The 24912-nt window shown below is 60.4% G+C and carries 20 protein-coding genes; 16 read left to right on the top strand and 4 right to left on the bottom strand.

Annotation, left to right across the window (positions count from 1 at the left end; all coding sequences use genetic code 11):
• On the bottom strand, positions 1-269 hold a 269-nt coding region (locus tag AF71_RS24835; RefSeq protein ID WP_169683669.1), incomplete at its 3' end, for a LysR family transcriptional regulator.
• A gap of 84 nt (positions 270-353) precedes the next feature.
• Between AF71_RS24835 and AF71_RS24830 the strand changes: the two genes are divergently transcribed.
• The 16 genes from AF71_RS24830 to AF71_RS24755 all read left to right on the top strand — a co-directional run bounded on the left by AF71_RS24830 (position 354) and on the right by AF71_RS24755 (position 21429).
• Complete coding sequence (locus tag AF71_RS24830) at positions 354-593, top strand: helix-turn-helix transcriptional regulator (protein WP_169683668.1); 240 nt, start codon at positions 354-356, stop codon at positions 591-593.
• Positions 594-1187: 594 nt separating this feature from the next.
• Positions 1188-6485, top strand: a complete 5298-nt coding sequence (locus AF71_RS24825; RefSeq protein ID WP_210258378.1) for a DUF4082 domain-containing protein — start codon at positions 1188-1190, stop codon at positions 6483-6485.
• A 20-nt stretch (positions 6486-6505) separates the two neighbouring features.
• Positions 6506-7729 carry a GTP-binding protein gene (locus tag AF71_RS24820; RefSeq protein WP_169683665.1) on the top strand — a complete coding sequence of 408 codons (1224 nt, stop codon included), beginning with the start codon at positions 6506-6508 and terminating at the stop codon, positions 7727-7729.
• Between the two features lie 26 nt (positions 7730-7755).
• Positions 7756-8064, top strand: a complete 309-nt coding sequence (locus tag AF71_RS24815) for a hypothetical protein (protein WP_025660548.1) — start codon at positions 7756-7758, stop codon at positions 8062-8064.
• A gap of 38 nt (positions 8065-8102) precedes the next feature.
• Complete coding sequence (locus tag AF71_RS24810; protein WP_169683663.1) at positions 8103-10247, top strand: peptidase domain-containing ABC transporter; 2145 nt, start codon at positions 8103-8105, stop codon at positions 10245-10247.
• Positions 10244-11650, top strand: a complete 1407-nt coding sequence (locus AF71_RS24805) for an HlyD family type I secretion periplasmic adaptor subunit (protein WP_169683662.1) — start codon at positions 10244-10246, stop codon at positions 11648-11650. Before AF71_RS24810 ends, AF71_RS24805 begins: the two co-directional genes overlap by 4 nt.
• A 130-nt stretch (positions 11651-11780) precedes the next feature.
• Positions 11781-12674 (top strand): phenylacetic acid degradation operon negative regulatory protein PaaX, encoded by an 894-nt coding sequence (paaX, locus tag AF71_RS24800; protein ID WP_169683660.1) that lies wholly within the window; start codon positions 11781-11783, stop codon positions 12672-12674.
• Positions 12675-12868: 194 nt separating this feature from the next.
• Positions 12869-14074 (top strand): 3-oxoadipyl-CoA thiolase, encoded by a 1206-nt coding sequence (gene pcaF, locus AF71_RS24795; protein ID WP_169683659.1) that lies wholly within the window; start codon positions 12869-12871, stop codon positions 14072-14074.
• A 25-nt stretch (positions 14075-14099) separates the two neighbouring features.
• Positions 14100-15104, top strand: coding sequence for a 1,2-phenylacetyl-CoA epoxidase subunit PaaA (gene paaA / locus AF71_RS24790; RefSeq protein WP_169683658.1), 1005 nt, complete (start codon positions 14100-14102; stop codon positions 15102-15104).
• 104 nt (positions 15105-15208) lie between these two features.
• A complete protein-coding gene (gene paaB / locus AF71_RS24785) occupies positions 15209-15493 on the top strand; it encodes a 1,2-phenylacetyl-CoA epoxidase subunit PaaB (protein ID WP_018856780.1) in 285 nt (94 codons plus the stop codon).
• Positions 15493-16272 (top strand): 1,2-phenylacetyl-CoA epoxidase subunit PaaC, encoded by a 780-nt coding sequence (gene paaC / locus AF71_RS24780; RefSeq protein WP_169683657.1) that lies wholly within the window; start codon positions 15493-15495, stop codon positions 16270-16272. Before paaB ends, paaC begins: the two co-directional genes overlap by 1 nt.
• Positions 16273-16287: 15 nt before the next feature.
• Positions 16288-16812 (top strand): 1,2-phenylacetyl-CoA epoxidase subunit PaaD, encoded by a 525-nt coding sequence (paaD, locus tag AF71_RS24775; protein WP_169683656.1) that lies wholly within the window; start codon positions 16288-16290, stop codon positions 16810-16812.
• A 25-nt stretch (positions 16813-16837) separates the two neighbouring features.
• Entirely contained in the window at positions 16838-17914 is a 1077-nt protein-coding gene (gene paaE / locus AF71_RS24770) for a 1,2-phenylacetyl-CoA epoxidase subunit PaaE (protein ID WP_169683654.1), read from the top strand.
• Positions 17915-17941: 27 nt separating this feature from the next.
• A complete protein-coding gene (locus AF71_RS24765) occupies positions 17942-18697 on the top strand; it encodes a Phenylacetic acid catabolic protein (protein ID WP_025660539.1) in 756 nt (251 codons plus the stop codon).
• Positions 18698-18713: 16 nt separating this feature from the next.
• The gene (gene paaZ / locus AF71_RS24760; protein ID WP_169683653.1) at positions 18714-20771 is read left to right on the top strand and encodes a phenylacetic acid degradation bifunctional protein PaaZ; all 2058 of its coding nucleotides are present in this window, start codon (positions 18714-18716) and stop codon (positions 20769-20771) included.
• 43 nt (positions 20772-20814) lie between these two features.
• Positions 20815-21429 carry a transferase hexapeptide repeat family protein gene (locus AF71_RS24755; RefSeq protein WP_169683652.1) on the top strand — a complete coding sequence of 205 codons (615 nt, stop codon included), beginning with the start codon at positions 20815-20817 and terminating at the stop codon, positions 21427-21429.
• A 214-nt stretch (positions 21430-21643) separates the two neighbouring features.
• Here AF71_RS24755 and AF71_RS24750 read toward each other — a convergent pair whose 3' ends face one another.
• From AF71_RS24750 to AF71_RS24740, 3 genes are all read right to left on the bottom strand, one after another.
• On the bottom strand, positions 21644-23080 hold the full coding sequence (locus AF71_RS24750) for a DUF6880 family protein (protein ID WP_169683651.1): 1437 nt from the start codon (positions 23078-23080) through the stop codon (positions 21644-21646).
• Between the two features lie 252 nt (positions 23081-23332).
• Positions 23333-24571, bottom strand: coding sequence for a type II toxin-antitoxin system HipA family toxin (locus AF71_RS24745; RefSeq protein WP_169683650.1), 1239 nt, complete (start codon positions 24569-24571; stop codon positions 23333-23335).
• Complete coding sequence (locus tag AF71_RS24740) at positions 24568-24840, bottom strand: helix-turn-helix transcriptional regulator (RefSeq protein WP_018856771.1); 273 nt, start codon at positions 24838-24840, stop codon at positions 24568-24570. Before AF71_RS24740 ends, AF71_RS24745 begins: the two co-directional genes overlap by 4 nt.
• Positions 24841-24912 lie beyond the last annotated feature (72 nt).

Genomic DNA, 24912 nt, shown 5'->3' with positions numbered 1-24912 from the left:
ATGCGACTGCCGCCGGCTGCCCGCGTCAGTTCCGTGGTCAGGTCGATGTCGCTCAAGATCCGCACACAGCGATCGTAAAAGGTTTCCCCTGCCCTGGTCAGTTCCACCCTTCTCGTCGAGCGGATGAACAGCGGGCAGCCAAGCTCCCTTTCCAGCGACATCACATGATTGCTGAGGGCCGGCTGGGCAATGCGCATCCTGGCTGCTGCCCGGCCGAAGTGCAGTTCCTCGGCCACTGCTTTGAAATAGGAGAGTTGGCGTAGTTCCATGTTCGCGTCGTTTCCTGCATATGGTCGTCAATTTACATACTATAGTTGATAAACTTATAGTGTGCAAATTGCGATCTTTCACGCATGGACATGCGTAAATTGGTCGGTCGCAACTTTGCTCGTCTCCGTCGGGAAAAAGGCCTGACGCAGGAGGATATTGAGACGCGATCAGGCTACAGCCAACAATATCTCAGTGGGCTAGAGCGCGGAAAACGCAATCCCACTGTCGTTACCCTTTACGAATTGGCCCAGGCACTTGGCGTGAGCCACGTTGACCTTGTTTCTCCCGATGAGACATCTACACAAATCAAAGCAGCAATGTGATCTTTTCATTTCAGCGGACGCGCGACGGCTCCACTATCGTCATAGCTCATAAATCCGTTATGAGCGGCGACCGGATAGTTCGTTCACCGCGCACCGTCCCCCCAACCGTTCGACGAGGAACATGCTGGCCCTGCAGGGGAATGAGCCGGCACGGCGTCTTCGTTGCAGCGTTGAGACGGCCGCGCCAGGTCATTGGTAGGCACGTTGGAGACGAAGGCATGTCAGGCGTCGGCGCCATCGATCAGCGCTAAAAGGCAGGTTCCCGGACGTACGCTTCCCCACCTTAAGCGGACGAAATGCGGAACCATCACGCTCGGCAAGCAACTTTGTATCCGCACGGTTGCCGATCCTATGGAACTCACAGGACCGAACTGCGTCCGCCCGAAGGAGTCTTCACTCGAGCTGACTGCTTTAAGTATTACTTTCAGTGGAACAGAGCCAACTTAAATAAAATCCGTTCAATAGCTTATCGATAATCCTATCGGGGTATGCCCTACGATACTACTTACCGCAGATTACTGTCGTTCTCTCTCGCCGCAAACATGACAGGATAATTGCCTGAACCTGTGTCGCAGCGCAATGAGGACGTTTGTCATGCTGAGGATCAACATCAAGGACCGCGACTATTTGAGTGGATGGGGCGGCTCGTTGAATGTTTACAGCGCAGCAGCGACCGGCAGCGCTCTTTTCGTGACCGCAACAGTGGGTTCGTCAGCCAGCGATAGCGCAGTTGCCGATTTAAGCACCGTCGGCTCTGTGACCTCGCTCACGGGGACGACCACTGCGTCTCCTTTGACCAATGATCCAGCCGCGGCGCAAACGTCACCGGCTTCAGGCGCCTCCTCCACAGTCGACGCGACCGGCGGAGCGAGCTTGGCGCTCACCACCGCCACAACGCCGACCGAAGGCACCCCCGACCCACAGACGATCAAACCGCGCACCGTCCTGCCACCAGATCCTTCCACTTCTATCACCACGACGTCGCTGGAGCCGGCTCTGTCAGCTGCTCCTGAGGTTGTGCTGCCGGTCTCGGACGCGAGCGATACGTCGAGTGTTCCGGTCCTGAGATTCTCGGTTGCAAGTGTGGGAACGGCTGAGGATACGTCATCCGCGTCAGCAACGGCGACTTCGGATGCGCCGGCGACCCTCGCCGCAACAGCTTCGACGACGACGGTTTTGGCCGTTACAGCTGCAGTGGCCGCGGCTCCTACGCTTAATAAGATCGCCCTCGAAAACATGAAGCAGGGCAACCCCAAAAGTGAATGGGGTGTTGATGGCGACGGCGGCGGGACCATTCAGGGGTTTGCAACCGAGATCAGCACCAATGTCGGCCAGACTGTCGACTTCAAGATCGCAACGGACTCCACCCATTACCGCATCGACATTTATCGGTTGGGCTACTACGGGGGTGACGGCGCGCGCAAAGTCGCGTCGATCGACAAGTCGCTGACGACAGCGCAAATCCAGCCACATCCGATCGTCGACATGTCTCTTGGTCTGATCGACTGCGGCAACTGGTCGGTTTCGGCAAGCTGGCAGATTCCGGATGACGCCGTCTCCGGTGTCTACATTGCCAAGCTGGTTCGTGAAGACGGGACCGAAGACGCCAGCATCATTCCATTTGTCGTACGCGACGACGCTTCGACGAGTGACATCGTCTTCCAGACGTCCGACACGACCTGGCAGGCCTACAATGCCTGGGGCGGGGCAAGCCTCTACGAAGGCAATGTACCGGTCGACCCAGCAGACATGATCGGCTACATGCCTCCAAACTGCAGTTGCGGCCTGACGGCAATTGGGCGTGCATCGGCAATCAGCTACAACCGGCCGATCATCACCAATTCAAGCCCGATGGGAGGAACGTGGGACTACATCTTTGGCGCCGAGCATTCCGCAATTCAATGGCTGGAACAGAACGGCTACGACGTATCCTACATCTCGGGCGTCGACGCTTCCCGAAATGGCAATCTGCTGCTCAACCACCAGGCCTATCTGTCGGTCGGCCACGACGAGTACTGGTCTGGCGAACAGCGCGCCAACGTCGAGGCGGCGCGCGACAGCGGCGTCAACCTCGCATTCTGGAGTGGCAACGAGTGCTATTGGAAGGTGCGCTGGGAAAGCAGCATCGACGGCAATGGCCAGGCCTACCGGACGATGGTCTGCTACAAGGAAACCTGGGGGACCAGCACCGATCCGAGCGACACCGGCACCGGCACGTGGCGCGATCCACGCTATGCAGACCCCGGGCAGGAGCCAGAAAATTCACTGACCGGAACCATGTTCACGGTCGACAGCTATCGCAGAGATACCATTACGATACCGTACGACTATTCGAACCTCCGCTTCTGGCGCAACACCGACGTTGCCAACCTCCAGCCCGGAGAGACATATAGTCTCGTACAGAACCTGCTCGGTTACGAATGGGATTCCGACGTCGAGAACGGCTTCCGACCTGATGGCCTTGTCAACCTTTCCCTCTCCACGATTGCCGTCAATACGTATCTTCGGGACTATGGCCAAACCGTTGGAGACGGGATCGCAACGCACAGCCTCACAATGTACCGGGCCGAAAGTGGAGCCCTGGTGTTCGGCGCAGGTACCGTTTTCTGGTCGTGGGGTCTGAACGATCAACACGAGGGCGATGAGACCCCAACTGATCCAAACGTCCAGCAGGCCATGGTCAACATGTTTGCAGACATGGGCATCCAGCCGACGACACTGGATGCAAGCCTTATCCTGGCGACCCAATCGACCGACAGCCTCAAACCAACGTCGACGATTACCTCGCCGATCATCGGCGCCAGTTTCGTCGAAGGGCAGCATGTCACCATAACAGGAACGGCCCAGGATTTCGGCGGGGGCATCATCGCCGGCATCGAGGTTTCGACCGACGGCGGACAGCATTGGTTCAAGGCAACCGGGCGCGAGAACTGGAGCTACAACTGGGTCGTCCAGGCCAGCGGCACCTACACGATCATGTCACGCGCCGTCGACGACAGTGTCAACCTGGAAACACCGTCGGCTGGCAAACAGGTCAGCATCATCCTGCCCGACACGAGCAGTCTCTGGACGCTGGCGTCCAAGCCTGCGCTCGAGACCGCGATTGACCGCGACGGTGTCGAACTTGGGGTCCGCTTTCAGTCCACGACGGGCGGCTCCATCGAGGGAATACGCTTCTACAAGGGCTTCTATAACGTTGGAGAGCACACTGTCAGCCTGTGGGATGCGAACGGTACGCTGCTCGCAACCGGTATATCGACAGGAGAATCTCTTTCAGGCTGGCAAACAGTCATGTTTTCCTCGCCGATCCATATCTCGGCGGGAACGACCTATATCGCATCCTACCATAGCAATGGCTATTACTCTGCCACCGAAAACTATTTCACCACGGGGTCGACCTACAGCAGCGGCGCGTTGAAGGCAGTCGACGGTGGCGGCGTTTACACATATGGTGCTACCAGTGCCTTCCCCGGAAACAACTCTGGCGGTGCAAACTATTGGGTTGATGTCGTCTTCGATGCTGGGCCGAACAGCGTGCCCGTTGCCGCCGACGACAGCGGCTTTTCGGTTTCACGCAATGGCACACTGACGATTTCCATTGCTTCGCTCGTTGCCAACGACGTCGATCCCAACGGTGACGCGCTCACCATCTCGGCTGTTGGCAATGCCTCAAATGGCACCGTCTCGCTGGACACGCAGACTGGCACTGTCATCTTCACACCCAATGCAAACTACACGGGTCCGGCAAGTTTCAGCTACACACTGTCTGACGGACGCGGCGGCACGGACCAAGGCGACGTGAGCCTGACCGTCGAGGAAGGACCAGCCGGCCAATCACTGTTCCAGGCTGGCGAAGGCCCTGGCAATACTGCTTACAACGACAATGCTCCAATCGAACTGGGCATGAAGTTTACCGCCTCGACAAGCGGCACGCTCACGGGGATTCGCTTCTACAAGGCGGCAGGTGATAGTGGCGCCCATACCGGTTCAATATGGACTGCTGACGGGACGCTGATCGCTACGGTCACATTCACAAATGAGTCCCTGAGTGGTTGGCAGACTGCCAAGTTCTCCTCGCCAATCCAGATTACTGCCGGAACGACCTATATTGCTTCCTATCATACGACGGGCAGCTATGTTGCAACCACCAACTATTTCTCGACTGCTCATACCAGTGGTGCGCTGACTGGCTTGTCGAGCGCAGCCAGCGGCGGCAACGGCGTCTACTCCTATGGGGCGAATACGACGTTCCCAACCTCCAGCTACCAGGCATCGAACTACTGGGTGGACGTTGTCTTCAATCAATCGACGGTCAACAGCGCCCCGGTTGCGGCAAACGACAACGGATTCACGACCTATTCCAACACCGCCCTGTCAATTGCGGCGGCAAGTCTGCTTGCTAATGACACGGATCCTGACGGCGATGGCCTGGCGATCACGGAGGCGAATGGCGCAACAAACGGTACGGTAACGTTTGACAGCCAAACCAACTCCGTCATCTTCACACCAACGACAAACTATGTAGGCGCTGCAAGCTTCAGCTACACTATTTCTGATGGTCGTGGCGGAACATCGTCTGCGACCGTCTCTCTCAATGTTGGAGCTCAGGCCACCGGTGCGGGTCTGTTCAGCAGCTCGGACACGCCAAGTATTGCCGCCGACAACGATCCCGCATCTGTTGAACTGGGTGTCAAGTTCGTGGCATCCGAGCGCGGCGAAATCACCGGCCTACGCTACTACAAGAGCGCTCAGGACGTCGGTACCCACGTCGGTTCACTGTGGAGCAGTACCGGTCAACTTCTGGCAACGGCAACGTTTACCAACGAAACAGCAAGCGGCTGGCAAACTGTGACCTTCTCGCAGCCGGTCACCATTTCTGCCGGTGTGACCTATGTCGCAAGCTATCATTCCAACGGCTTCTATGCAGCAACGCCAAACTACTTCACAACGAGCCATACGAACGGAGTATTGACTGCGCCGTCCAGTTCGACGAGCGGTGGAAATGGCGTCTACGCATACGGGAACGGAAGCCTGTTCCCGACCGCGAGCTACAATTCGGCCAACTACTGGGTCGACGTCCTTTATCAGCAGTCGTCGCAAAATGCTGTGCCTGTTGCCGTCAACGACAATGGAATTTCGACGAGTGTCGGAACGCCTGTTGTCATCCAGGCATCAAGCCTGCTCGCCAACGATAACGATCCCGATGGCGACCAGATCTCGGTTGCAAGCGTTGGCAACGCGATCAACGGTACGGTCGTTTTCGACAACCAATCCGGCGCGATCACGTTCACGCCGCTGGCCGGCTATACCGGTGCAGCAAGCTTTGACTACACGATCCAGGATACTCAAGGAGCGACGTCAACGGCCAATGTCTCGCTCAACGTGACCAATCAGGGCAGCGAGCAGAACGTCTTTGCAGCCGGCACGACACCTGCGATCCTCTCTGTCAACGACAACAGCCCTGTCAATCTCGGCATGAAGTTCCAGTCGAATGCAGCAGGCTGGATCACCGGCATTCGCTTCTACAAGAGTGAGGACAATACCGGACCGCACACTGGGTATCTCTGGACGGCAAGCGGCACGTTGCTTGCAAGCGCGACCTTCTCCAACGAGAGCGCAAGCGGTTGGCAGTCTGTCGACCTTTCGCAGCAGGTCGCAATCGATGCGGATACGACATACGTCGTCTCCTACAGCACGAACGGCAACTATTCCGCAACGGGCGACTACTTCAGCGACACGACGACCAACGGCAATCTGCAGGCCATGTCGTCGGCGCTGAGCGGTGGCAACGGCCTCTATGCATATGGCTCCAGCGGGTTGTTCCCGACGAGCACATTCAACAGCACCAACTACTACGTGGACGTGGCGTTCAGGCAGCAGCTCGCAGCGTAACAGCGAGTGGGGGAGTATCAATGACAGGTGGCGACAAGCGCCTCCCAGTAACGGTTTTGGCGGGTTTCCTCGGCGCGGGAAAGACAACCATCCTCAACCATGTATTGCGTAACCGGGAAGGACGCCGGGTTGCCGTTATCGTCAACGACATGAGCGAGATCAACATCGATGCCGAGCTCGTTCGTGATGGCGGAGCCAACCTGTCGCGCACCGATGAGACGCTGGTCGAACTCACCAACGGTTGCATCTGTTGCACGTTGCGTGACGACCTCCTGAGCGAAGTGCGTCGACTTGCCGCCGACGATCGCTTCGACTACCTGCTGATCGAGGGGACCGGGATTGCCGAACCTCTGCCGATCGCCGCCACATTCTCCTTCCGTGACGAAAACGGCAGCGCGCTTTGCGACGTTGCCAGGCTCGATACGATGGTTTCCGTCGTCGATGCGGCCAACCTTCTTGCCGATTATTCGAGCGCAGATTTCCTGAGTGATCGTGGCGAAAGCCGCGACACGGACGACGAACGGACACTCGTCGACCTTCTGGTAGAGCAGATCGAATTTGCCGATGTCGTCGTGATCAACAAGGTTTCGGAGGTCGGTGCGGAAACACGCGCGATGGTGCGCCAGGTCGTTGCCGCGCTCAATCCCGATGCGCGTGTCATCGAGACGGACTTCGGTCACCTGCCGCTTTCCACCATTCTCGATACCGGGCTTTTCAGCGAGGCGAAGTCCTCCCGGCACCCGTACTGGCACAAGGAGCTCTATGGCTGGGGCGATCACGTTCCGGAAACCGAAGAATACGGGATTACGAGCTTCGTCTATCGCGCACGCCGCCCCTTTGACCCGGCAGCACTCGATCGCTTTCTCGCGCAGCAATGGCCGGGCCTCATTCGCGCCAAGGGGCACTTCTGGCTGGCAACACGGCCAAACGAAATCGGACTTCTTTCGATTGCCGGCACACAGCAGCGGATGGACACCAAGGGCTTCTGGTGGGCGAGCGTATCCAGGGCGCATTGGCCACGCTACCCGCAGTTCCGTCAGTTGCTCGACCGGTATTGGGACGCCGAGTGGGGCGACCGCCGCCAGGAACTCGTTTTCATCGGCGCGGGCTTTGATCAAAAGGCAATCAGCGCAGCGCTCGACGACTGCCTGATCGGAGACGAGGCAAGCTTCGACCCGGATCTCGGCAGACATCTGACGGATCCGTTCCCGGCCTGGCAACAGGCACAGCATCACAATCCATGACCACTCATCAAAACGAGGAGACGACAATGAGCAATGAACTCTATGCAGACGGAATTGGCGAAATCACTGTCACCGGCACCATCGTGCGCATCGATCTGATGTCGCTGTCGGCCACAGAGCGCGATCAGAACAACAACCCGAAGCCGGTCTTCCGTCAGCGCATCATCATGCCGGTCGACGCTTTCGCGAATGCCGTCGACCTGATGCAGAAGGCCCTTGTTGGATTGGTCGAAGCCGGTGCGGTGCGCCGGATCAACGATCTGCCATCAAGCCCGAAGGCTGAAATCATCCAGCCGTCGGGCAGCTCGGCAAACGCATCGCCGAACTTCAACTGACCAACGCCACTTCTTCAACCCAGACACCCGGGTGGGCCATGAGTACGTTTTTGCACACCAATCTACACTGCCTTGCTCTCGTTGCACGCCATCACGGCGTCGATCTGTCGCCCGAGCGCCTGCAGCACGACTATGCAGTCGACGAACGCCCGGTCGAAATCCGGCAGTTGCTGCGCATGGCCAAGGATGCCGGACTGCGCGCAAGGCAGATCAAGCTCTCCTGGGCATCGCTGCTCCAGTTGGGCGAGGCCTTCCCGGTTCTGGCGGAACTCGACAACGGCAACTGGGTCGTCATTGCCGGCCCCGCCATGGGTGAGGAAGAGGCAAAGATCAGGGTTCTCGACCCGCTCGCCGAGCGCCCTGACTTCATTCTCCTGAACCAGGAGCAGTTCATCAGGTCCTGGTGTGGATCTGTGGTGATGATGAAGCGGAACTTCGGCATCAATGATGCCGACCAGCCCTTCGGCTTCCGCTGGTTCATTCCTGAGATCATCAAGCAGCGCAGTTTCTTCCGCGATGTCGCCCTTGCCGCCATCGTTCTTTATGGCCTTGGCCTGATGACGCCGATCTTCTTCCAGCTCGTCATCGACAAGGTGCTGGTCCATCAGAGCTACGCAACGCTGACGGTCCTGACCATCGGCATCGCCATTGCGCTTGTCTTCGATGCGGCCTTCAGCTTCCTGCGCCGATACCTGTTGCTCTATGCCACGAACAGGATCGATATCCGCATTGCGACGCGCACCTTCGGCCATCTGCTCAATCTTCCCATCGCCTTGTTCGAGCAGGCATCGGCAGGCGTCCTTGTCAAGCACATGCAGCAGACCGGCAGGATCCGCGAGTTTCTGACCGGTCGTCTGTTTCTGACACTTCTCGACGGCGTATCGTTGCTGGTCTTCATCCCGATCCTGCTTCTATACAGCGTCAAGCTGACGCTCGTCGTCATCGGATTTGCAGCCCTTGTCGGCCTCGTGGTCATGCTGCTTGTCGGTCCCTTCCAGCGCCGCCTTCAGGCACTCTACAAGGCGGAAGGCGACCGACAGGCCTTGCTCGTCGAAACCGTCCACGGCATGCGAACCGTCAAGTCGCTGGCGCTTGAACCCCGCCAACGTCGTGCCTGGGACGACTATTCGGCGCAATCGATCTCTGTCCGGTTCCGTGTCGAGAAGATCTCGACGGCCGCTCAATCGATGACCGGGCTCCTCGAAAAGCTGATGAGTGTTGCCATCATCGGGCTTGGCGCACTCGATGTCTTCAACGGCGCGATGACGATTGGTGCGCTGGTCGCATTCAACATGCTGGCTGGTCGCGTCTCTGGCCCGCTTGTCCAGATTGTGACGATGGTACACGAGTACCAGGAAGTTGCGCTCTCGGTGCGCATGCTCGGTGAGATCATGAACCAGCGCCCGGAACAGGCTGGCCGCGGTCGCGGCATTCGCCCACACCTTCGAGGCAACATCGAGTTCGACAAGGTGACGTTCCGCTACGGGCCGGACGGCCCGCCGGCGCTCGACAACGTCTCCTTCAGCATTCCCGCCGGCTCCGTCTTCGGTGTCGTTGGCAAGAGCGGTTCGGGCAAGACGACGATCACCAGGCTGATCCAGGGTCTCTATCAGAACCAGCAGGGCATCGTGCGGATGGACGGCTATGACAGCCGCGAGATCGACCTCGTGCATCTGAGGACGAGTACGGGTGTTGTGCTGCAGGACAACTTCCTCTTCCGCGGCACCGTTCGCGAAAACATCGCGGCAGCAAAGCCCGATGCAAGCATCGAGGAAATCATGGAAGCGGCACGCATTGCGGGCGCCGAGGAGTTCATCGAGCGGCTTCCGCGTGGTTTCGACACGATGCTCGAAGAAAACGCCTCGAACCTGTCGGGGGGGCAGAAACAGCGTCTGGCAATCGCCAGAGCGCTCATCACCGACCCGAAACTTTTGATTCTCGACGAGGCCACCAGCGCGCTCGACCCTGACAGCGAGACGATCATTCGTCAGAACCTCAGCCAGATTGCGGCAGGAAGAACGGTGGTCATCGTATCTCACCGGCTCTCCACGCTCGTCGACGCCGATGCCATTCTCGTCGTCGAACGCGGCAAGATCGCCGATATCGGCAGGCATGATCAGCTGGTCACACGCTGCATGACATACCGTCACCTTTGGTCACAGCAGATGAGGCAGGTAGCATGAACGCGCGCGCTCAAAAACCAGGAGAGAACCTGCCTGTTCCAACGACCGCCCCGGTCACGCAGCCGGCCCTCAGGCGCTCGCTGCCATCAGCGATTGCGGCGTTCCAGTCGGATGCCGTGGAACTGGAAGAGCGCGCTCCGCCAAGGGTCGCCCGCATGACGCTGTACGGCATCACCGCGCTGATTGCAGCGGCCATCACCTGGGCGTCGGTGTCATCGATCGACGAGGTCGTCGTTGCTCCGGGCAAGCTGATCACGACTGAGCCGACCATCGTCGTGCAGCCGCTCGAAACATCAATCATCCGAACGATCAATGTGGCGGCCGGCGCGATCGTGCAGAAGGGCCAGGTGCTTGCCACGCTTGACGCGACGTTCAGCCAGGCCGACGCCGATCAGCAGCGGGCAAAATTTGTTGCACTCGACGCCCAGGTGAAGCGTCTGGAAGCAGAGCTTGCCGGTGCGGACTACACCCAGACGGCGGGCGGATCGCGCGACGAGCTGCTTCAAATGCAGCTGTTCGGACAGCGCCGTGCCTATTATATGGCTCAATTGCAGAACTACGATCAGCAGATTGCGGCCCAGGCGGCGACAATTGCTTCCAGCCGAAACCAGGAGGCAGTCCTCACCAATCGACGCGAAACGCTGTCCCAGATCGAGGGTGCCAGGGAGCGGCTTTATAATCGCGAGAGCGGATCCCTGATAACGCTTCTGGGGTCGCGTGACGCCCGCCTTGACGTCGAGACCAGTCTGTCTGCTGTCCAGGGCAGGGCTGATGAGGCCGAGCATACCTTCGCCAAGCTCAAGGCAGACCGGCAGGCATTCATCGAGGATTTCAGGCGCGCCGCCATGGAGCAGCTTGTCGACCTGCGCAGCCAACGCGACACTGCGGCCGAGGAGCTGAAGAAGATGGAACTTCGCCGCGACATGGTGGTCCTGTCGGCACCGGCTGATGCCGTCGTGCTCGACCTTGCGGCGCGCTCCGTCGGCTCGGTGGTTCGGGAGGCAGAGCCGATCTTGACGCTTGTTCCGCTCAACGTCCCGCTTGAGGCAGAGGTCAACGTCAATACGCGTGACATCGGTCGTATCACGGCGGGCAAGGAGGCACGGATCAAGTTCGACGCCTATCCGTTCCAGAAGTTCGGCACCGCGTCCGGAAGCGTCAGGACGGTGAGCCGTGATGCTTTCACCCCATCCCAGCAGGAGGCAGCGACCCAGTCGCCAGCGCCTTACTTCAAGGCACGCATACCGCTTGCAGATCCAAGGCTCAAAGGTTCGGACGAGCCTGTGCGACTGCTTCCCGGCATGACTGTTTCAGCCGAGATCATGGTGGGGCGTCGCACCGTCATCTCCTACTTCCTCTATCCCATCCTGCGAGGGCTCGACAGCGCAATCAGAGAGCCCTGATCAGTGGGCTTTCGGGGAGCGGTCGTGGGAGGCGAATGCCTGACGGCTCGCCTCAGCGCCTCTCCTCCAGCGGGGATGCAGCGGCCTCGACAATATGCTAGTCGCACTGTCACCATCCAGGGAGGAATCGGTGACGGCAGCGACCAATCCGGCAGATGCTCGGCCAAGCGAGTTGATACGACGCATTCTGGATGAAAGCCCGCTGAAGGCAGCGAGCTTCATCGTGACCATCTACGGTGACGTCGTCGACCCGCGCGGCGGCATTGCCTGGATCGGCAACCTGATCGAGACCTGCGCGGACGTTGGCATCAGCGAGACGCTGGTGCGCACCGCCGTTTCCCGGCTCGTCGCCGCAGGCCAGCTTTCGGGAGAAAGAGAGGGACGGCGCAGCTATTACCGGCTGTCACGGGCGGCCGGCAGCGAGTTCGCGGCGGCGGCCCGCGTGCTGTTTTCTGCTCCCGAGGAGAGCGGGTGGCAGTTCGTTCATGTGACGGGGCCAGCGGTCGAAGACGGCATGCAGGCGCTGAAGCGCGCCGGTCACGCGCGTCTCAACGACCGCCTGGCGGTCGGCCCGGCGAGGGCTGTGACCACGACAGTGCCTGCCCTGGTTTTCCGCGCAGAACCGCCACAAGATCCAAAAGCCCTGCAAGAATTCGCCTCCGAGTACTGGGATCTGACAGTGCATGCGGAAGCGTATGCGGTTTTTCTGGCGCAGTTCGGCGCTCTGCTCAGCCCGGCTGCCTCCGTCAGTTTTTCGCCTTCCCTAGCGCTGACCATCCGCCTCCTGCTCGTGCATCGCTTCCGCGCCGTTCATCTACACGATCCGAGATTGCCCTCAGGCGCACTCCCCGACGATTGGCCGGGAAAGGCAGCGCGGCAGCTGTTTGCGCGGGCTTACAGGCAACTCTCCCCGGCCGCTGATGCCCACGTTGCCCGCACCTTCGTCACGGCCTCCGGCCCGTTGCCCGCCTCGACCGCAGCGACGGAGCTACGCCTGGAGATGCTGGCACACGAGGCTTTCTAGCAATCTTACGATCAGCTTTTCGGCCGCCGGCACACAGCTTTCGTGCTAAGGTTTCTTCTGCAGAATATTAAATATCACAAACTTTCCACAAAAATGCATTGCTCTGTGACATATCGCATGCTAATAACATGACCGATCGGTCGGTTAATCAATGCTGAATTGATCGGCTTTGCGAGAGCAGGAGGAAATCGCGCATGTCGGAAGCATTCATCTGTGATGCCGTTCGCACACCCATCGGTCGCTATGGCGGCGCGCTGGCGACGGTTCGCGCAGACGATCTGGCCGCCCTCCCCCTCACTGCGCTGATGGAACGAAATCCTGACGTCGACTGGAGCAAGGTCGATGATCTGATCTACGGCTGCGCCAATCAGGCGGGCGAAGACAATCGCAATGTCGGCCGCATGGCTGTCCTTTTGTCGGGCATGCCGATCAATGTCCCTGCAACAACCGTCAACCGCCTGTGCGGCTCCGGCATGGATGCCGTCGGCATGGCGGCAAGAGCGATCCGCGCCGGCGACTGTGACCTTGTGATTGCCGGCGGCGTTGAAAGCATGAGCCGGGCGCCTTTCGTCATGCCGAAGGCAGACAGCGCCTTTTCCCGCTCCAACGCCATCTACGACACGACGATCGGCTGGCGCTTCGTCAATCCGAAGATGAAGGCGGGCTTTGGCGTCGATTCCATGCCTCAGACGGCCGACAATGTGGCAGCCGATTTTGGCGTCAGCCGCACCGACCAGGACGCCTTCGCGGCCCGCAGCCAGGCCCGCTGGGCGGCTGCTCAGGAGGCCGGCCTCTTCGCGGATGAACTGGTCGCCGTCAAGGTCGCGCAAAAGAAGGGCGACCCCATCATTGTCGATCGCGACGAGCACCCTCGTCCAGGCACGACGATCGACCAGCTTTCCAGATTGAAGGGCGTCAATGGCCCTGATCTCAGCGTTACAGCCGGCAATGCATCGGGCGTCAATGACGGTGCAGCCGCTCTCGTCGTTGCAAGCGAAGCGGCCGCGAAGGCACAAGGCATGACGCCGAAGGCGCGTATCGTGGCAATGGCGGCCGCCGGCGTCGAACCGCGCATCATGGGCGTCGGCCCGGCACCGGCCGCGCGGCGGGTGCTCGAGCGCGCCGGTCTTTCGATCGGCCAGATGGATGTGATCGAGCTCAACGAGGCTTTTGCCGCCCAGGCGCTCGCCGTGTTGCGCGATCTGGACCTCCCCGATGATGCGCCCCATGTCAATCCGAATGGCGGCGCCATCGCGATGGGCCATCCGCTCGGCATGAGCGGTGCCCGGCTGGTCACGACGGCAACCTACCAATTGCATCGCCAGGGCGGTCGCTACGCGCTTTGCACCATGTGCATCGGCGTCGGCCAGGGCATCGCGATCATTCTCGAGCGCGTCTGACGCGCCAAGGCAAAGGAGACGAACCATGTACGCACAGATGGTCAAGACCGACAGCGCCCGCGTCAAGACGCTCGATGAAATGGATCCGATCGAACGCGCCTTCCAGGAGCGCATCGACGCCGGCCAGAAGATCGAGCCGAAGGAATGGATGCCCGAAGGCTATCGCAAGACACTGACGCGCCAGATCAGCCAGCATGCGCATTCCGAAATCGTCGGCCAGCTGCCCGAAGGCAACTGGATCACTCGTGCCCCGACGCTCGAGCGCAAGGCGATCCTGCTCGCCAAGGTTCAGGACGAGGCCGGGCATGGGCTTTACCTCTACTGTGCGGCCGAAACGCTCGGCATCAGCCGGGACGAGATGTACGAGCAGCTGCACAGTGGCAAGGCGAAATACTCCTCGATCTTCAACTACCCGACGCTGAGCTGGGCCGACATCGGCGCGATCGGCTGGCTGGTCGATGGCGCGGCGATTATGAACCAGGTGCCGCTGCAACGCTGTTCCTACGGGCCTTACGCCCGCGCCATGGTCCGCATCTGCAAGGAAGAAAGCTTCCATCAGCGCCAGGGCTTCGACATCCTGATGAAGATGGTCAAGGGCACGCCCGCCCAGAAGGAAATGGTCCAGGACGCCTTGAACCGCTGGTGGTGGCCATCGCTGATGATGTTTGGCCCGTCAGACGACGCATCCGTGCATTCCGCCCAGTCCATGTCCTGGAAGATCAAGCAGAATTCGAATGACGAGCTGCGCCAGAAGTTCGTCGACCAGACAGTGCCGCAGGCCGAATATCTCGGCCTGACCGTTCCGGACCCGGATCTGAAGTGGAACGAGGAAAAGGGCGGCTACGACTTCGGCGAACCTGACTGGACCGAGTTCTTCGCCGTCATCGCCGGCAACGGTCCGTGCAACGCCGAACGCCTCGGCGCCCGGCAGAAGGCATGGAACGATGGCGCATGGTTTCGGGATGGTCTCGTTGCCCACGCCGAGAAGATGACATCGCGTCGCGCCGCTCAGCGCACCGCAGCCGAATAATGCGTCCGGACGCCTCGGCGTCCGCTCCAAGCAGTCGCAAGTCTTAACAATACGCGATTTCCGGGCCACGGCCCGCGAGAAAACGCAAGACGGGAGAAATGTCCATGTCCAGCGAATGGCCTCTTTGGGAAGTCTTCATCCGCGGCCAGCACGGCCTCAATCACCGGCATGTCGGCAGCCTGCATGCGCCCGATGCCGAAATGGCCGTCAACAACGCACGTGATGTCTACACCCGCCGAAACGAAGGCGTGAGCATCTGGGTGGTGCGCTCGAGCGACATCACCGCCAGCGCGCCTTCGGACAAGGGACCACTCTTTGATCCTTCGAATTCGAAGGTCTATCGTCATCCGACGTTCTTCGACGTTCCCGAAGAAGTGGGGCATATGTGATGAGCGCTGCCTCCAACACGGCCGTCAGCCAGACGGCACTTTTCGAGTTTCTGACACGCATGGGCGACAATGCGCTGATCCTCGGTCATCGCGTTTCCGAGTGGTGCGGGCATTCGCCGGCGCTCGAGGAAGATATTGCGCTTTCCAACACCGCGCTCGATCTGATCGGCCAGACACAACTCTGGCTCGGACTTGCTGGCGAAGTCGAAGGCCGGGGCCGCAGTGCCGACAATCTCGCCTATCTGCGTGATGCCCGCGACTTCCGCAACGTCCTGCTGGTCGAGCGTCCGAATGGCGATTTTGGCAAGACGCTGATGCGTCAGTTTCTGTTCGACGCCTGGCATTTCCTGATGCTGAAGGCGCTTTGCGGCTCGACCGACAAGCGCATTGCCGAAATCGCGGAAAAAGCCACGAAGGAAGTTGCCTATCACCTCGATCGCAGTCGCGATCTGATCATCCGCCTTGGCGACGGTACCGCCGAGAGCCATCGTCGCATGCAGGAAGCGCTTGACGATCTCTGGGCCTATACCGGCGAACTCTTCATCGGCGACGCGTCCGACGCGGAGCTTGTCGCTGCCGGCATTGCGCCGGAGCCGGAAAGCCTGAAGCCCGCCTGGGATGAACTGGTCGGCGAGGCCCTGTCCGAGGCAACGCTCAAGAAGCCGGCCGATGGCTTCATGCACAAGGGCGGCAAGCGCGGCCTTCATACCGAACATATGGGCTTCATCCTGGCCGATCTGCAATTCCTGCAGCGCGCTTATCCGGGCGCGACCTGGTAACGGAAGGAGGCGGTCATGACGGCCGTAACTTTGCCTTCGACATCAGACGTCTGGCAGTGGCTTGCAGAGGTTCCGGATCCCGAGATTCCGGTGATCTCCCTGGTCGATCTCGGCATTATCAGGCATGTCGCCTTCGATGACGACACGCTGGTTGTGACGGTAACGCCGACCTATTCTGGCTGTCCGGCAACCGCGATCATCAATCTCGATATCGAGCGGGCGCTGCATGAGAAGGGCATCGAAAAGCTGCGGCTGGAACGCCAGCTTTCGCCGGCCTGGACGACGGACTGGATCAGCGCCGAAGGTCGCGAAAAGCTCAAGGCCTATGGCATTGCGCCGCCTGTCGATGGCACCGCGATCGACGGGATCCTGCGCCAGCGCGTCGATCGGCTCTCTGGCCGCTCCAATCTGACGATCGCCTGTCCGCGCTGCGGATCGGCAAACACAGAAAAGATCAGTCAGTTCGGCTCGACGCCCTGCAAGGCGAGCTATCGCTGCACCGACTGTCTGGAACCATTCGATTATTTCAAGTGCATCTGACCCTTTGCCTAGTGAGGTCCGCAATATGGCACGTTTCCATTCCCTTCAGGTCACCGACGTCAAGCGCGAGACGCGCGATGCCGTGGTCGTCACCCTTGCTCCGCTGGACGAGGACCGCGGTGCGTTCGATTTCACGCAGGGCCAGTATCTGACATTTCGCCGCCAGTTCGATGGCGAGGAACTCCGCCGCTCCTACTCGATCTGTGCCGGACGTGACGAAGGTATCCTGAGGGTCGGCATCAAGCGGGTCGACGGCGGCTGCTTTTCGACCTGGGCCAATGAAGAGCTCAAGATTGGCGATACGATGGAAGCGATGCCGCCGATGGGCGCGTTCTTCACGGCAATCGAGCCAGAAGTTTCCAAGAGCTACGTCGGCTTTGCAGCCGGCAGCGGCATCACGCCGGTGCTCTCCATCATCAAGACCACCTTGGCGCGTGAGCCCCGTTCGCGCTTCACGCTCGTCTACGCAAACCGGCAGATCAGCTCGATCATGTTCCGCGAGGAGCTGGACGATCTGAAGAATAGCTATCTCGGTCGGCTGTCCATCCTGCACGTGCTGGAAAGCGAAGCCCAGGATATCGACCTCTTCACGGGGCGCATTGATACCGAAAAGTGCGCAGCATTGTTCAGGCACTGGATCGACCTGAAATCCGTCGACACCGCATTCATCTGCGGTCCGGAACCGATGATGTTGACGATCGCGGCTGCCCTTCGCGACCACGGAATGCGCGAAGAGCAGATCAAGTTCGAGCTCTTTGCGTCCTCGCAGCCAGGCCGGGCGCGCCGAAAGACGGAAAGCGCTGCCTCTGCGGATCGCCACGCGGCGTGCGAGGCGACCGTCACCCTCGACGGTGCAACCCGTGTCTTCAAGATGCCGAAGCAGGGGCAAACCTTGCTGGAAGCCGCGCTCGAGAACAACATGGACGCGCCCTACGCCTGCAAGGCAGGTGTCTGTTCCACGTGTCGGGCCAAGGTGATCGAGGGCGAGACCGAGATGGAGGTCAACCATGCGCTCGAGGATTACGAAGTGCGCCAGGGCTATGTTCTGACCTGCCAATGTTATCCGCTGAGCGACCGGGTCGTGGTCAGCTACGATCAATAAGGCGCGAAAGCGAGGGAGGAATAGCCAATGTCCGATACGATGCCGATCGAGGAATACCTGCTGAAAGGTGGCGTGCTGACGTCGCCTGACAATGTGACCCCACGCTATCGCGGCGAGCTTTTGCGCCTGATGGCAAGTTTCGTCGATAGCGAGCTTGCGGGTGCAGCCGGCTTTGCCGATACGATCAACGATGCGCCGGGCATCAAGGAGCGCATCGCCTCTGCCAAGATCGTGCTCGAAAAGACCGACCATGCCGGTCGGGTCCTCGAGATCATGGGCAGCTTCGGCGCCGACACCGGCCGTTACGCCGTGCATCATCCCTGGGACGCCCGGCTGGAGCGCGACGCCGATATCGGTGCGGCGCGTCAGGGCGGCGACATGCGCCTTTCGGTCTTCCACTATCCCCTGCATGGCTGGATCGACGCGGTGGTCATGAACGTGCTGATGGGGACCGCGAGTACCATCCAGCTTCGCGAACTTGCCCGCGTTTCCTACCAGCCACTTGCCGAAGTGTTCCGCGCCATTCTACCCAGCGAGGCGCATCACACCGAACTCGGCATCGAGGGACTGAAGAAAATTGCCGAGACGGAAGACGGAGCAACGGCAGCGCGCAAGGCAATCGCCTATTGGCGCCCGCGCGTTGCGGCAAGCTTCGGGCTCTCCGGCTCGGCGCGCTACGAAACGCTGGCTCGCTTCGGCCTTCGCCACACACCCAACGAGACGCTGCTATCCGAATGGCAGGCGGCCGTTGATGCGCAGCTTGCTGCGCGCAATCTGAACTGACCGGAAGGATAAGACGATGAACGTCCTGGTAAACCCGCCGCGCCGCCTCGAAAGCTATGTTTATGGCCGCTGGGTTCCCGGCACGAAGGATGGCGCCGAACTCCTCGACGCTTCGACAGGCGCACCGGTTGCATTGATCGATTCCACCGGCGTCGACTTTGCCGCATCTCTGGCCTACGGCCGTAAGAAGGCTGGTCCGGCCCTGCGTCGCATGTCGTTTCATGAGCGCGCCGCCATGCTGAAGGCACTTGGCCAGGCGCTGATGGAGAGGAAGGAAGAATTCTACGCCCTTTCCTCGGCCACCGGTGCGACCAAGGCAGACAGCTGGATCGATATCGATGGCGGCATTGGGACTCTCTTGTCCTATGCCTCAAAGGGACGGCGCGAGTTGCCGAATACGCGCGTGCTTGTTGACGGCGACGTGGAAAACCTGTCGCGCGACGGCACGTTTGCCGCCCGGCACATCCTGTCGCCGCTGCAGGGCGTCGCCATTCACATCAATGCCTTCAACTTTCCGGTCTGGGGCATGCTGGAGAAGCTGGCGCCGACCCTGCTTGCCGGCATGCCGGCTATCGTCAAGCCGGCGAGCCAGACGGCCTATCTGACCGAACTGGTCATGCGCCGCATGGTCGAGACGGGCCTGCTTCCCGAAGGCGCCGTGCAACTTGTCTGCGGCTCCGTCGGAGATCTTCTTGATCATGTCGACGGACAGGATGCCGTCACCTTTACCGGTTCGGCCTGGACCGGCCGCAAGCTGAAGACTCATCCGGCAATCATCGAGAATTCGGTCCGCTTCACCATGGAGGCCGACAGTCTCAATGCCTCTGTCCTCGGTCTCGACGCGGCCCCTGGCACCGAGGAGTTCGACCTTTTCGTCAAGGAAGTCTCCCGCGAGATGACGGCGAAGGCCGGCCAGAAGTGCACGGCGATCCGTCGCGTCATCGCACCCCGCGCCTATTGCGACGCTCTTGTCGCCGCTCTCGGCGATCGTCTTGGCAAGACGGCGCTCGGCAATGCCGCCGATGAAAACGTCCGAATGGGCCCGCTCGCAAGCCTTGCCCAGCGCGACGAGGTCCGCGCCCGCATCCGCGATCTTCTTACCGATGCCGAGATCGTTGCCGGCGATCCGGACAATCCCCGCGTCGTCTCCGGAGACGCTGAGGCCGGAGCCTTCCTCAATCCAGTGCTGCTATACTGCGACAAACCTTGGGACGCCCGGGCTGTTCACGACGTCGAAGCCTTCGGCCCGGTCAGCACGGTCATGCCCTATGACAGCGCCGAGGAGGCTGTCGACCTTGCCCGCCGCGGCAAGGGAAGCCTGGTATCGTCGGTCTTCACCAATGATCAGGCCTTTGCCGAAGAGGTTGTTCTCGGCATGGCGCCCTTCCACGGCCGCGTACTGATCGGCAACAGGGTCAGCGCCAAGACCTCGACCGGCCATGGCTCACCGCTGCCGGGTCTCGTGCACGGCGGCCCGGGACGTGCCGGCGGCGGCGAGGAGTTGGGCGGACTTCGTGGGGTCAAGCATTACATGCAGCGCACCGCGGTCCAGGGCTCGCCAACGCTTCTTTCGGCGGTCACCGGCCGCTGGGTTGCGGATGCCGAGGTCCGCAAGGATGGCGAACATCCCTTCCGCAAGTCGCTCACGGAACTGCGGATCGGCGACCAGCTTGTCACCGGAACACGCACCGTCACGCTTGAGGATATCGAGCACTTCGCCAACTTCACCGGCGACACCTTCTACGCCCATATGGACGAGGAAGCCGCCCGCGCCAATCCGTTCTTCGATGGTCGCGTTGCCCATGGCTACCTGATCGTCTCATTTGCTGCCGGCCTCTTCGTCGACCCGGCCCCCGGCCCGGTTCTCGCCAATTACGGCGTCGACAACCTGCGCTTCCTCACGCCGGTCAACCCGGGCGATACGTTGCAGGTGAAATTGACCTGCAAGGAGATCAATCCGCGCATCGGCGCCGAGCACGGCGAAGTGCGCTGGGACTGCAATGTGACCAACCAGAACGGTGCGACGGTCGCCCAATACGATGTCTTGACGATGGTCGCCAAGACAAGAGACTAAGGCAAGAGACTAAGACAAGGGTCTAAGACAAGGGACTGATCCGATGGCTATGGTCTATTCCTATGATGGCGTCGTGCCTGTGATCCATCCGGCGGCCTTCGTCCATCCGGCCGCGGTGGTGATCGGCGACGTCATCATCGGACCGGCCTGCTATGTCGGGCCTTGCGCCGTGCTGCGCGGGGATTTCGGGCGCATTGTCATGGAACGCGGTTCGAACGTCCAGGAGACCTGCGTCGTGCACAGTTTCCCAAATGTCGAGGTGGTGATCGGCGAGGAAGGCCACATCGGGCATGGCGCCGTGCTGCACGGCTGCCGGATCGGTCGCAATGCCATGGTGGGGATGAATGCGGTCGTCATGGACGAGGCTGTCATCGGCGAAAATTCGATCGTTGCCGCCATGGCTTTCGTCAAGGCAGGGGCCGACATCCCGGCAAACAGCCTGGCGGTCGGCTCGCCGGCCAGGGTCATCCGCGAACTCAGTGAAAAGGAAATCGCCTGGAAGCGCCAGGGCACTGGCGTTTACCAACGCCTCGCCCTGGAGGCCAGGGAAAAGCTTCAACCAGCCGAACCCCTCACCGAGCCGGAGGAAGACCGGCGACGGATCCAGGCACCCGAATACGATCCATTGATCCTGGAACGTCTGAAATTCGGCGATTGAGGCAAAGCACGCTTCACCCAAAAAGGGCGACGGATACTCGAGTGTCAGAAGCTTTTAGGATTGTCTTTGGCAGCGGGCAAGACATTGATTTCGCTTACTGCGCCGGGATAATCCCTGGCACCCTTCCAGATGCGTCCTACGCGTGATCGACAACATCCGTTGGGTCACCACCATGAGGAAGCTCAGAAGACATTGGCCAACATGAGCGCAATACTCACGACACCAGGCTCCAAAATCCCGACTTCCTTCCGTAGTCGCGCTTGATGACCACCATATACACCTCATGTGGCCGAACGCTGCCGAAATCCTCGATCTGACTCGCCAGGGACCGGCATTCTGCAAGGTGTCGTGCCGCGTGCTTGTAACGGCTCGATCGGCCGCTCTCCAAAGTAAAGTCGATCATTGATCGCAGCACGATCGTCGCGGCCAGTGGTTGTTTCGTCGAAAGCGCTTCCGCAGCCGGCGTCATCAACTCATAGAGGTCGCCATCCAGTTCCGCCGCCCGCTTCGTAACGAGCTTTGACGCTTCCGCCAATGAAGGCCAGCGCAGGAAGAAGTAGAGAGCGCGATGAACGTCCGGGAACGCTTGGGCGTAGGCGAACGCCCTCTCCTCCGCTTCCAGATCGTCGAAGTCCGGCAGGCGGCGCGCATAGGCGCGCAGGTGGTCGTCGTTCAGGGACTGCTCGAAGCACTCCCAGCGAAACGCCTGGGCTTCGTCGTTGCGCCCCAGGGCTTCCAGTGCCTCGGCGCGGGCAAGCTGCCATTCGAAGGGGACATCCGCCCGGCCTTTCGCATCAACCTTCTCGAGGGCTTTCAGTGCTTCCTCAGCCCGTCCCGCCGAGACCAGACGGTTGGCGATGTCAGCCGCGACCATCGGCGCTCCATGTGTCCTTTCCGGCTGCTGCGCAATATAGGCATCCACATCACCCTGGGCGTCGGCTATTTCCTGCAGCGCGATACGAATGGTCAGATCCTGGTGATTGCCGTAAACCTCGTCCTCGTAGATCGGGCCAGCGCTGCTCCAGCCGATGACCTTCTGATCTTTCTTGGCCGGCTTCTCCTTGGGCTGGTTCGACCAGCCGACAAAGAGAGCCTTGAGACGCTCCAATCCTTCATTCGCCAGCGCCGCCACCATTGCAGTAATCAGCCGGTCGAACTGGCCGTAAGCATTGCTTTGAACTGCCTTGAATATCTTCTCGGCCAGGACATCGGCATCGATATTCGCCGCCTTGGCGATCGCGCCGGCGTCGGTGCAGGCTTGATGGAAGCTCTGGATCAACGAGCCGCTGCCATCGTCCGATCGCTGAAATAGAGGATCCGCAACCGCTAAAAACTGCCAGATTAGCTCAAACGCTCCTGCGGGATCGTTGGGCGCGACGGTTTCGACGATCGACTTGCGCTGGGTCTCCAGGTCGGTCCTGGTCGCCTTCACCTTTCGCCAATCAACGAAGGTCTTGGCGCGTGCAATGCTGGAAAGCCTCTTGCGAACCTCCCTGGCAACTTCGGCGATGCTATGGTTGCCAGCAAGCTCCATACGAAGCCGACGCTTGTGCGCAGCGCTGCCGGTGCTGATTTCCATGAGAAGCTCGGCGAGGCGTTGCACGCCGAGAGCTTCAAGGTTCTTCGCATTAAGTGTCGTCTTGGCTGCCATGGGTCTTTGATGATCTGTGTCGCGCGGACGTTACCCCAGCGCACCACGAAGTCCAAGACGAGAGTGCCGGGATAGTCCTTGGTTTCCCTCCTGGACCTATCCTTTGATAGGTGATAGCCGGCTGACGGCCCCATTACAGTCTCTTGCCGCAACAGCGACCGTACCGTCTCATTTTCGGAAGAACCGGCAGTTGTGTGAGCGCAATATTTGCAAGAGAAGCGGAAATAATTTCCGCCCTCCGTGCTTTACTGGCTATCCGCGACATTGGACCCGTATTCGCCGACACCGCTTTCGGACGGAATTGATAATCTTCTCGAGGACTCTCACCGGATCGCCAGCCAGAGCCTCGACTTGCGGCGCTACGTCGTCGCACGCGGCGCTGACACGCTCGGCAAGTTCCACAACGCGCCTCAAAGTCGATGCACCGCTTAATCCAACCTCGTCTGCCAGGGCCTGCCAATCCGCTCGCCGTAGGTCCGGAGCGTTGAACCGGCCGGCGATCCCCTGCGGCAAACTTTGGTCAACCTGGCGGTACACAGCCGCGCACATCAGGTCATAGAGCGGCGCCATCTTCGCTGACCCGCCAGCACCGATCAGGATGGAATAATTCTTGGCATGGGAATCCGAATTGCAAATCAGCACGTTGAATATAACTGCATCGAGCAGCGTCAGGCGCTCGGCAGGCGAAACCAGATCGCTGGCGGTGTCGAACATCATTTTCAGGGTCACGCCGCGTCCGGTGGAGGAGCGCTCATATTTCTGCGATGGGAAGTTGCCCGTTAGCTGGCAAAAATCCTCCTGATGCAGTCGACGAGTCTCGCCTTGCGGATCGGTGAAGCGGTCATAGCGCTTCACGAGCAGATAGCGCCGGTTACCCGCGACACCGATCGTTGCTTCGGCGGCCCCCAGTCCACAGGCGCGCGCGAGGGTAAGGCAGAAGGCTTCGTTCTCGACACTGCCCGCAAGCCGTTTTGAACCCGGCTTCAGAATATGGGTTGAGGGTGTCCCATCGATCGGAATAGAGATGGCGCCACCCTCATCCACGAAGACCGGTAGCTTCTCTTGCACGCCCGCAAGAGACATGGAGACGCCACGTTCTCCAACCAGGAAGGGTTTTGCCGGAAGCTCGTCCAGGATGCGCTCCAGTGCCGTCGCATCCGGCACGGGCTGCAGATGAATGCCCGGCTTACGGGGCGCACCAATCGACAATGCACCCGCCGTGTCCCGCCCGATGTGGCCGAGCAGACCAACGATGTCCTGGGGCGAGACCTTCAGCCGCTGGCCGATTTCGGCGAGGTGCGTTTCCGGAAGCAGATTTGCAAGCCAGGGCAGGAGCCGTTCAGCACCGACTGGGCCTGAACGGAGCGACATGGTCAGCGACACTGGGAAGGCCGAGCGGCGCGCTTCCCAGCTCGGGTCATAGTCCAGTCGCCACTCGCCATCGAAGGTCAGGTGGGCGACGGGGTGGGCTTCGTAGAAGATCGTCGTCATCGACCGTCACCGAAGGTCGGCAGGAAGTCCAGGTCATCGTCAGGCGAGGCCGGGGCGGCTTGGGCCGTCCTGAGATCGCCGATCTCGATGCCGACAGTGCGCGCCACGATCAAGGACTTTTCAAGCTGGCAGCTTGGCTTGCCGGATTCGAGCTCGACGATGAAGCGCTCGCCGGTGCCGGACCGGGCGGCAAGCTCGGTCTGTGTCCAGCCAAGCGCCTTCCGATTTTCCCGGATGGCGGCGCCGAAATCGCGTGCGGACCTGAACATCGAGCATCTCCTGAGGTGGCTTACCGTACAGGAAGATTCCCGTTAGATCAACGCAAGCCTTACCGATCGGGA

The organism is Rhizobium sp. 57MFTsu3.2, assembly GCF_012932765.1.
In the GTDB taxonomy this organism is placed as follows: Bacteria; Pseudomonadota; Alphaproteobacteria; order Rhizobiales; family Rhizobiaceae; genus Rhizobium; species Rhizobium altiplani.
The sequence above is the reverse complement of the archived record's forward strand: the minus strand, read 5'-3'. Positions and strand labels throughout refer to the sequence as shown.

Excerpts from the sequence above, each read along its gene's own strand:
- AF71_RS24810 (WP_169683663.1), top strand. The coding sequence starts at position 8,103 with ATGAGTACGTTTTTGCACACCAATCTACACTGCCTTGCTCTCGTTGCA.
- paaZ (WP_169683653.1), top strand. The coding sequence starts at position 18,714 with ATGAACGTCCTGGTAAACCCGCCGCGCCGCCTCGAAAGCTATGTTTAT.
- AF71_RS24740 (WP_018856771.1), bottom strand. The coding sequence starts at position 24,840 with ATGTTCAGGTCCGCACGCGATTTCGGCGCCGCCATCCGGGAAAATCGG.
- paaE (WP_169683654.1), top strand. The coding sequence starts at position 16,838 with ATGGCACGTTTCCATTCCCTTCAGGTCACCGACGTCAAGCGCGAGACG.
- AF71_RS24805 (WP_169683662.1), top strand. The coding sequence starts at position 10,244 with ATGAACGCGCGCGCTCAAAAACCAGGAGAGAACCTGCCTGTTCCAACG.
- paaA (WP_169683658.1), top strand. The coding sequence starts at position 14,100 with ATGTACGCACAGATGGTCAAGACCGACAGCGCCCGCGTCAAGACGCTC.
- pcaF (WP_169683659.1), top strand. The coding sequence starts at position 12,869 with ATGTCGGAAGCATTCATCTGTGATGCCGTTCGCACACCCATCGGTCGC.
- AF71_RS24765 (WP_025660539.1), top strand. The coding sequence starts at position 17,942 with ATGTCCGATACGATGCCGATCGAGGAATACCTGCTGAAAGGTGGCGTG.
- paaD (WP_169683656.1), top strand. The coding sequence starts at position 16,288 with ATGACGGCCGTAACTTTGCCTTCGACATCAGACGTCTGGCAGTGGCTT.
- AF71_RS24830 (WP_169683668.1), top strand. The coding sequence starts at position 354 with ATGGACATGCGTAAATTGGTCGGTCGCAACTTTGCTCGTCTCCGTCGG.
- paaB (WP_018856780.1), top strand. The coding sequence starts at position 15,209 with ATGTCCAGCGAATGGCCTCTTTGGGAAGTCTTCATCCGCGGCCAGCAC.
- paaC (WP_169683657.1), top strand. The coding sequence starts at position 15,493 with ATGAGCGCTGCCTCCAACACGGCCGTCAGCCAGACGGCACTTTTCGAG.
- AF71_RS24825 (WP_210258378.1), top strand. The coding sequence starts at position 1,188 with ATGCTGAGGATCAACATCAAGGACCGCGACTATTTGAGTGGATGGGGC.
- AF71_RS24820 (WP_169683665.1), top strand. The coding sequence starts at position 6,506 with ATGACAGGTGGCGACAAGCGCCTCCCAGTAACGGTTTTGGCGGGTTTC.
- AF71_RS24745 (WP_169683650.1), bottom strand. The coding sequence starts at position 24,571 with ATGACGACGATCTTCTACGAAGCCCACCCCGTCGCCCACCTGACCTTC.
- AF71_RS24815 (WP_025660548.1), top strand. The coding sequence starts at position 7,756 with ATGAGCAATGAACTCTATGCAGACGGAATTGGCGAAATCACTGTCACC.
- AF71_RS24755 (WP_169683652.1), top strand. The coding sequence starts at position 20,815 with ATGGCTATGGTCTATTCCTATGATGGCGTCGTGCCTGTGATCCATCCG.
- AF71_RS24750 (WP_169683651.1), bottom strand. The coding sequence starts at position 23,080 with ATGGCAGCCAAGACGACACTTAATGCGAAGAACCTTGAAGCTCTCGGC.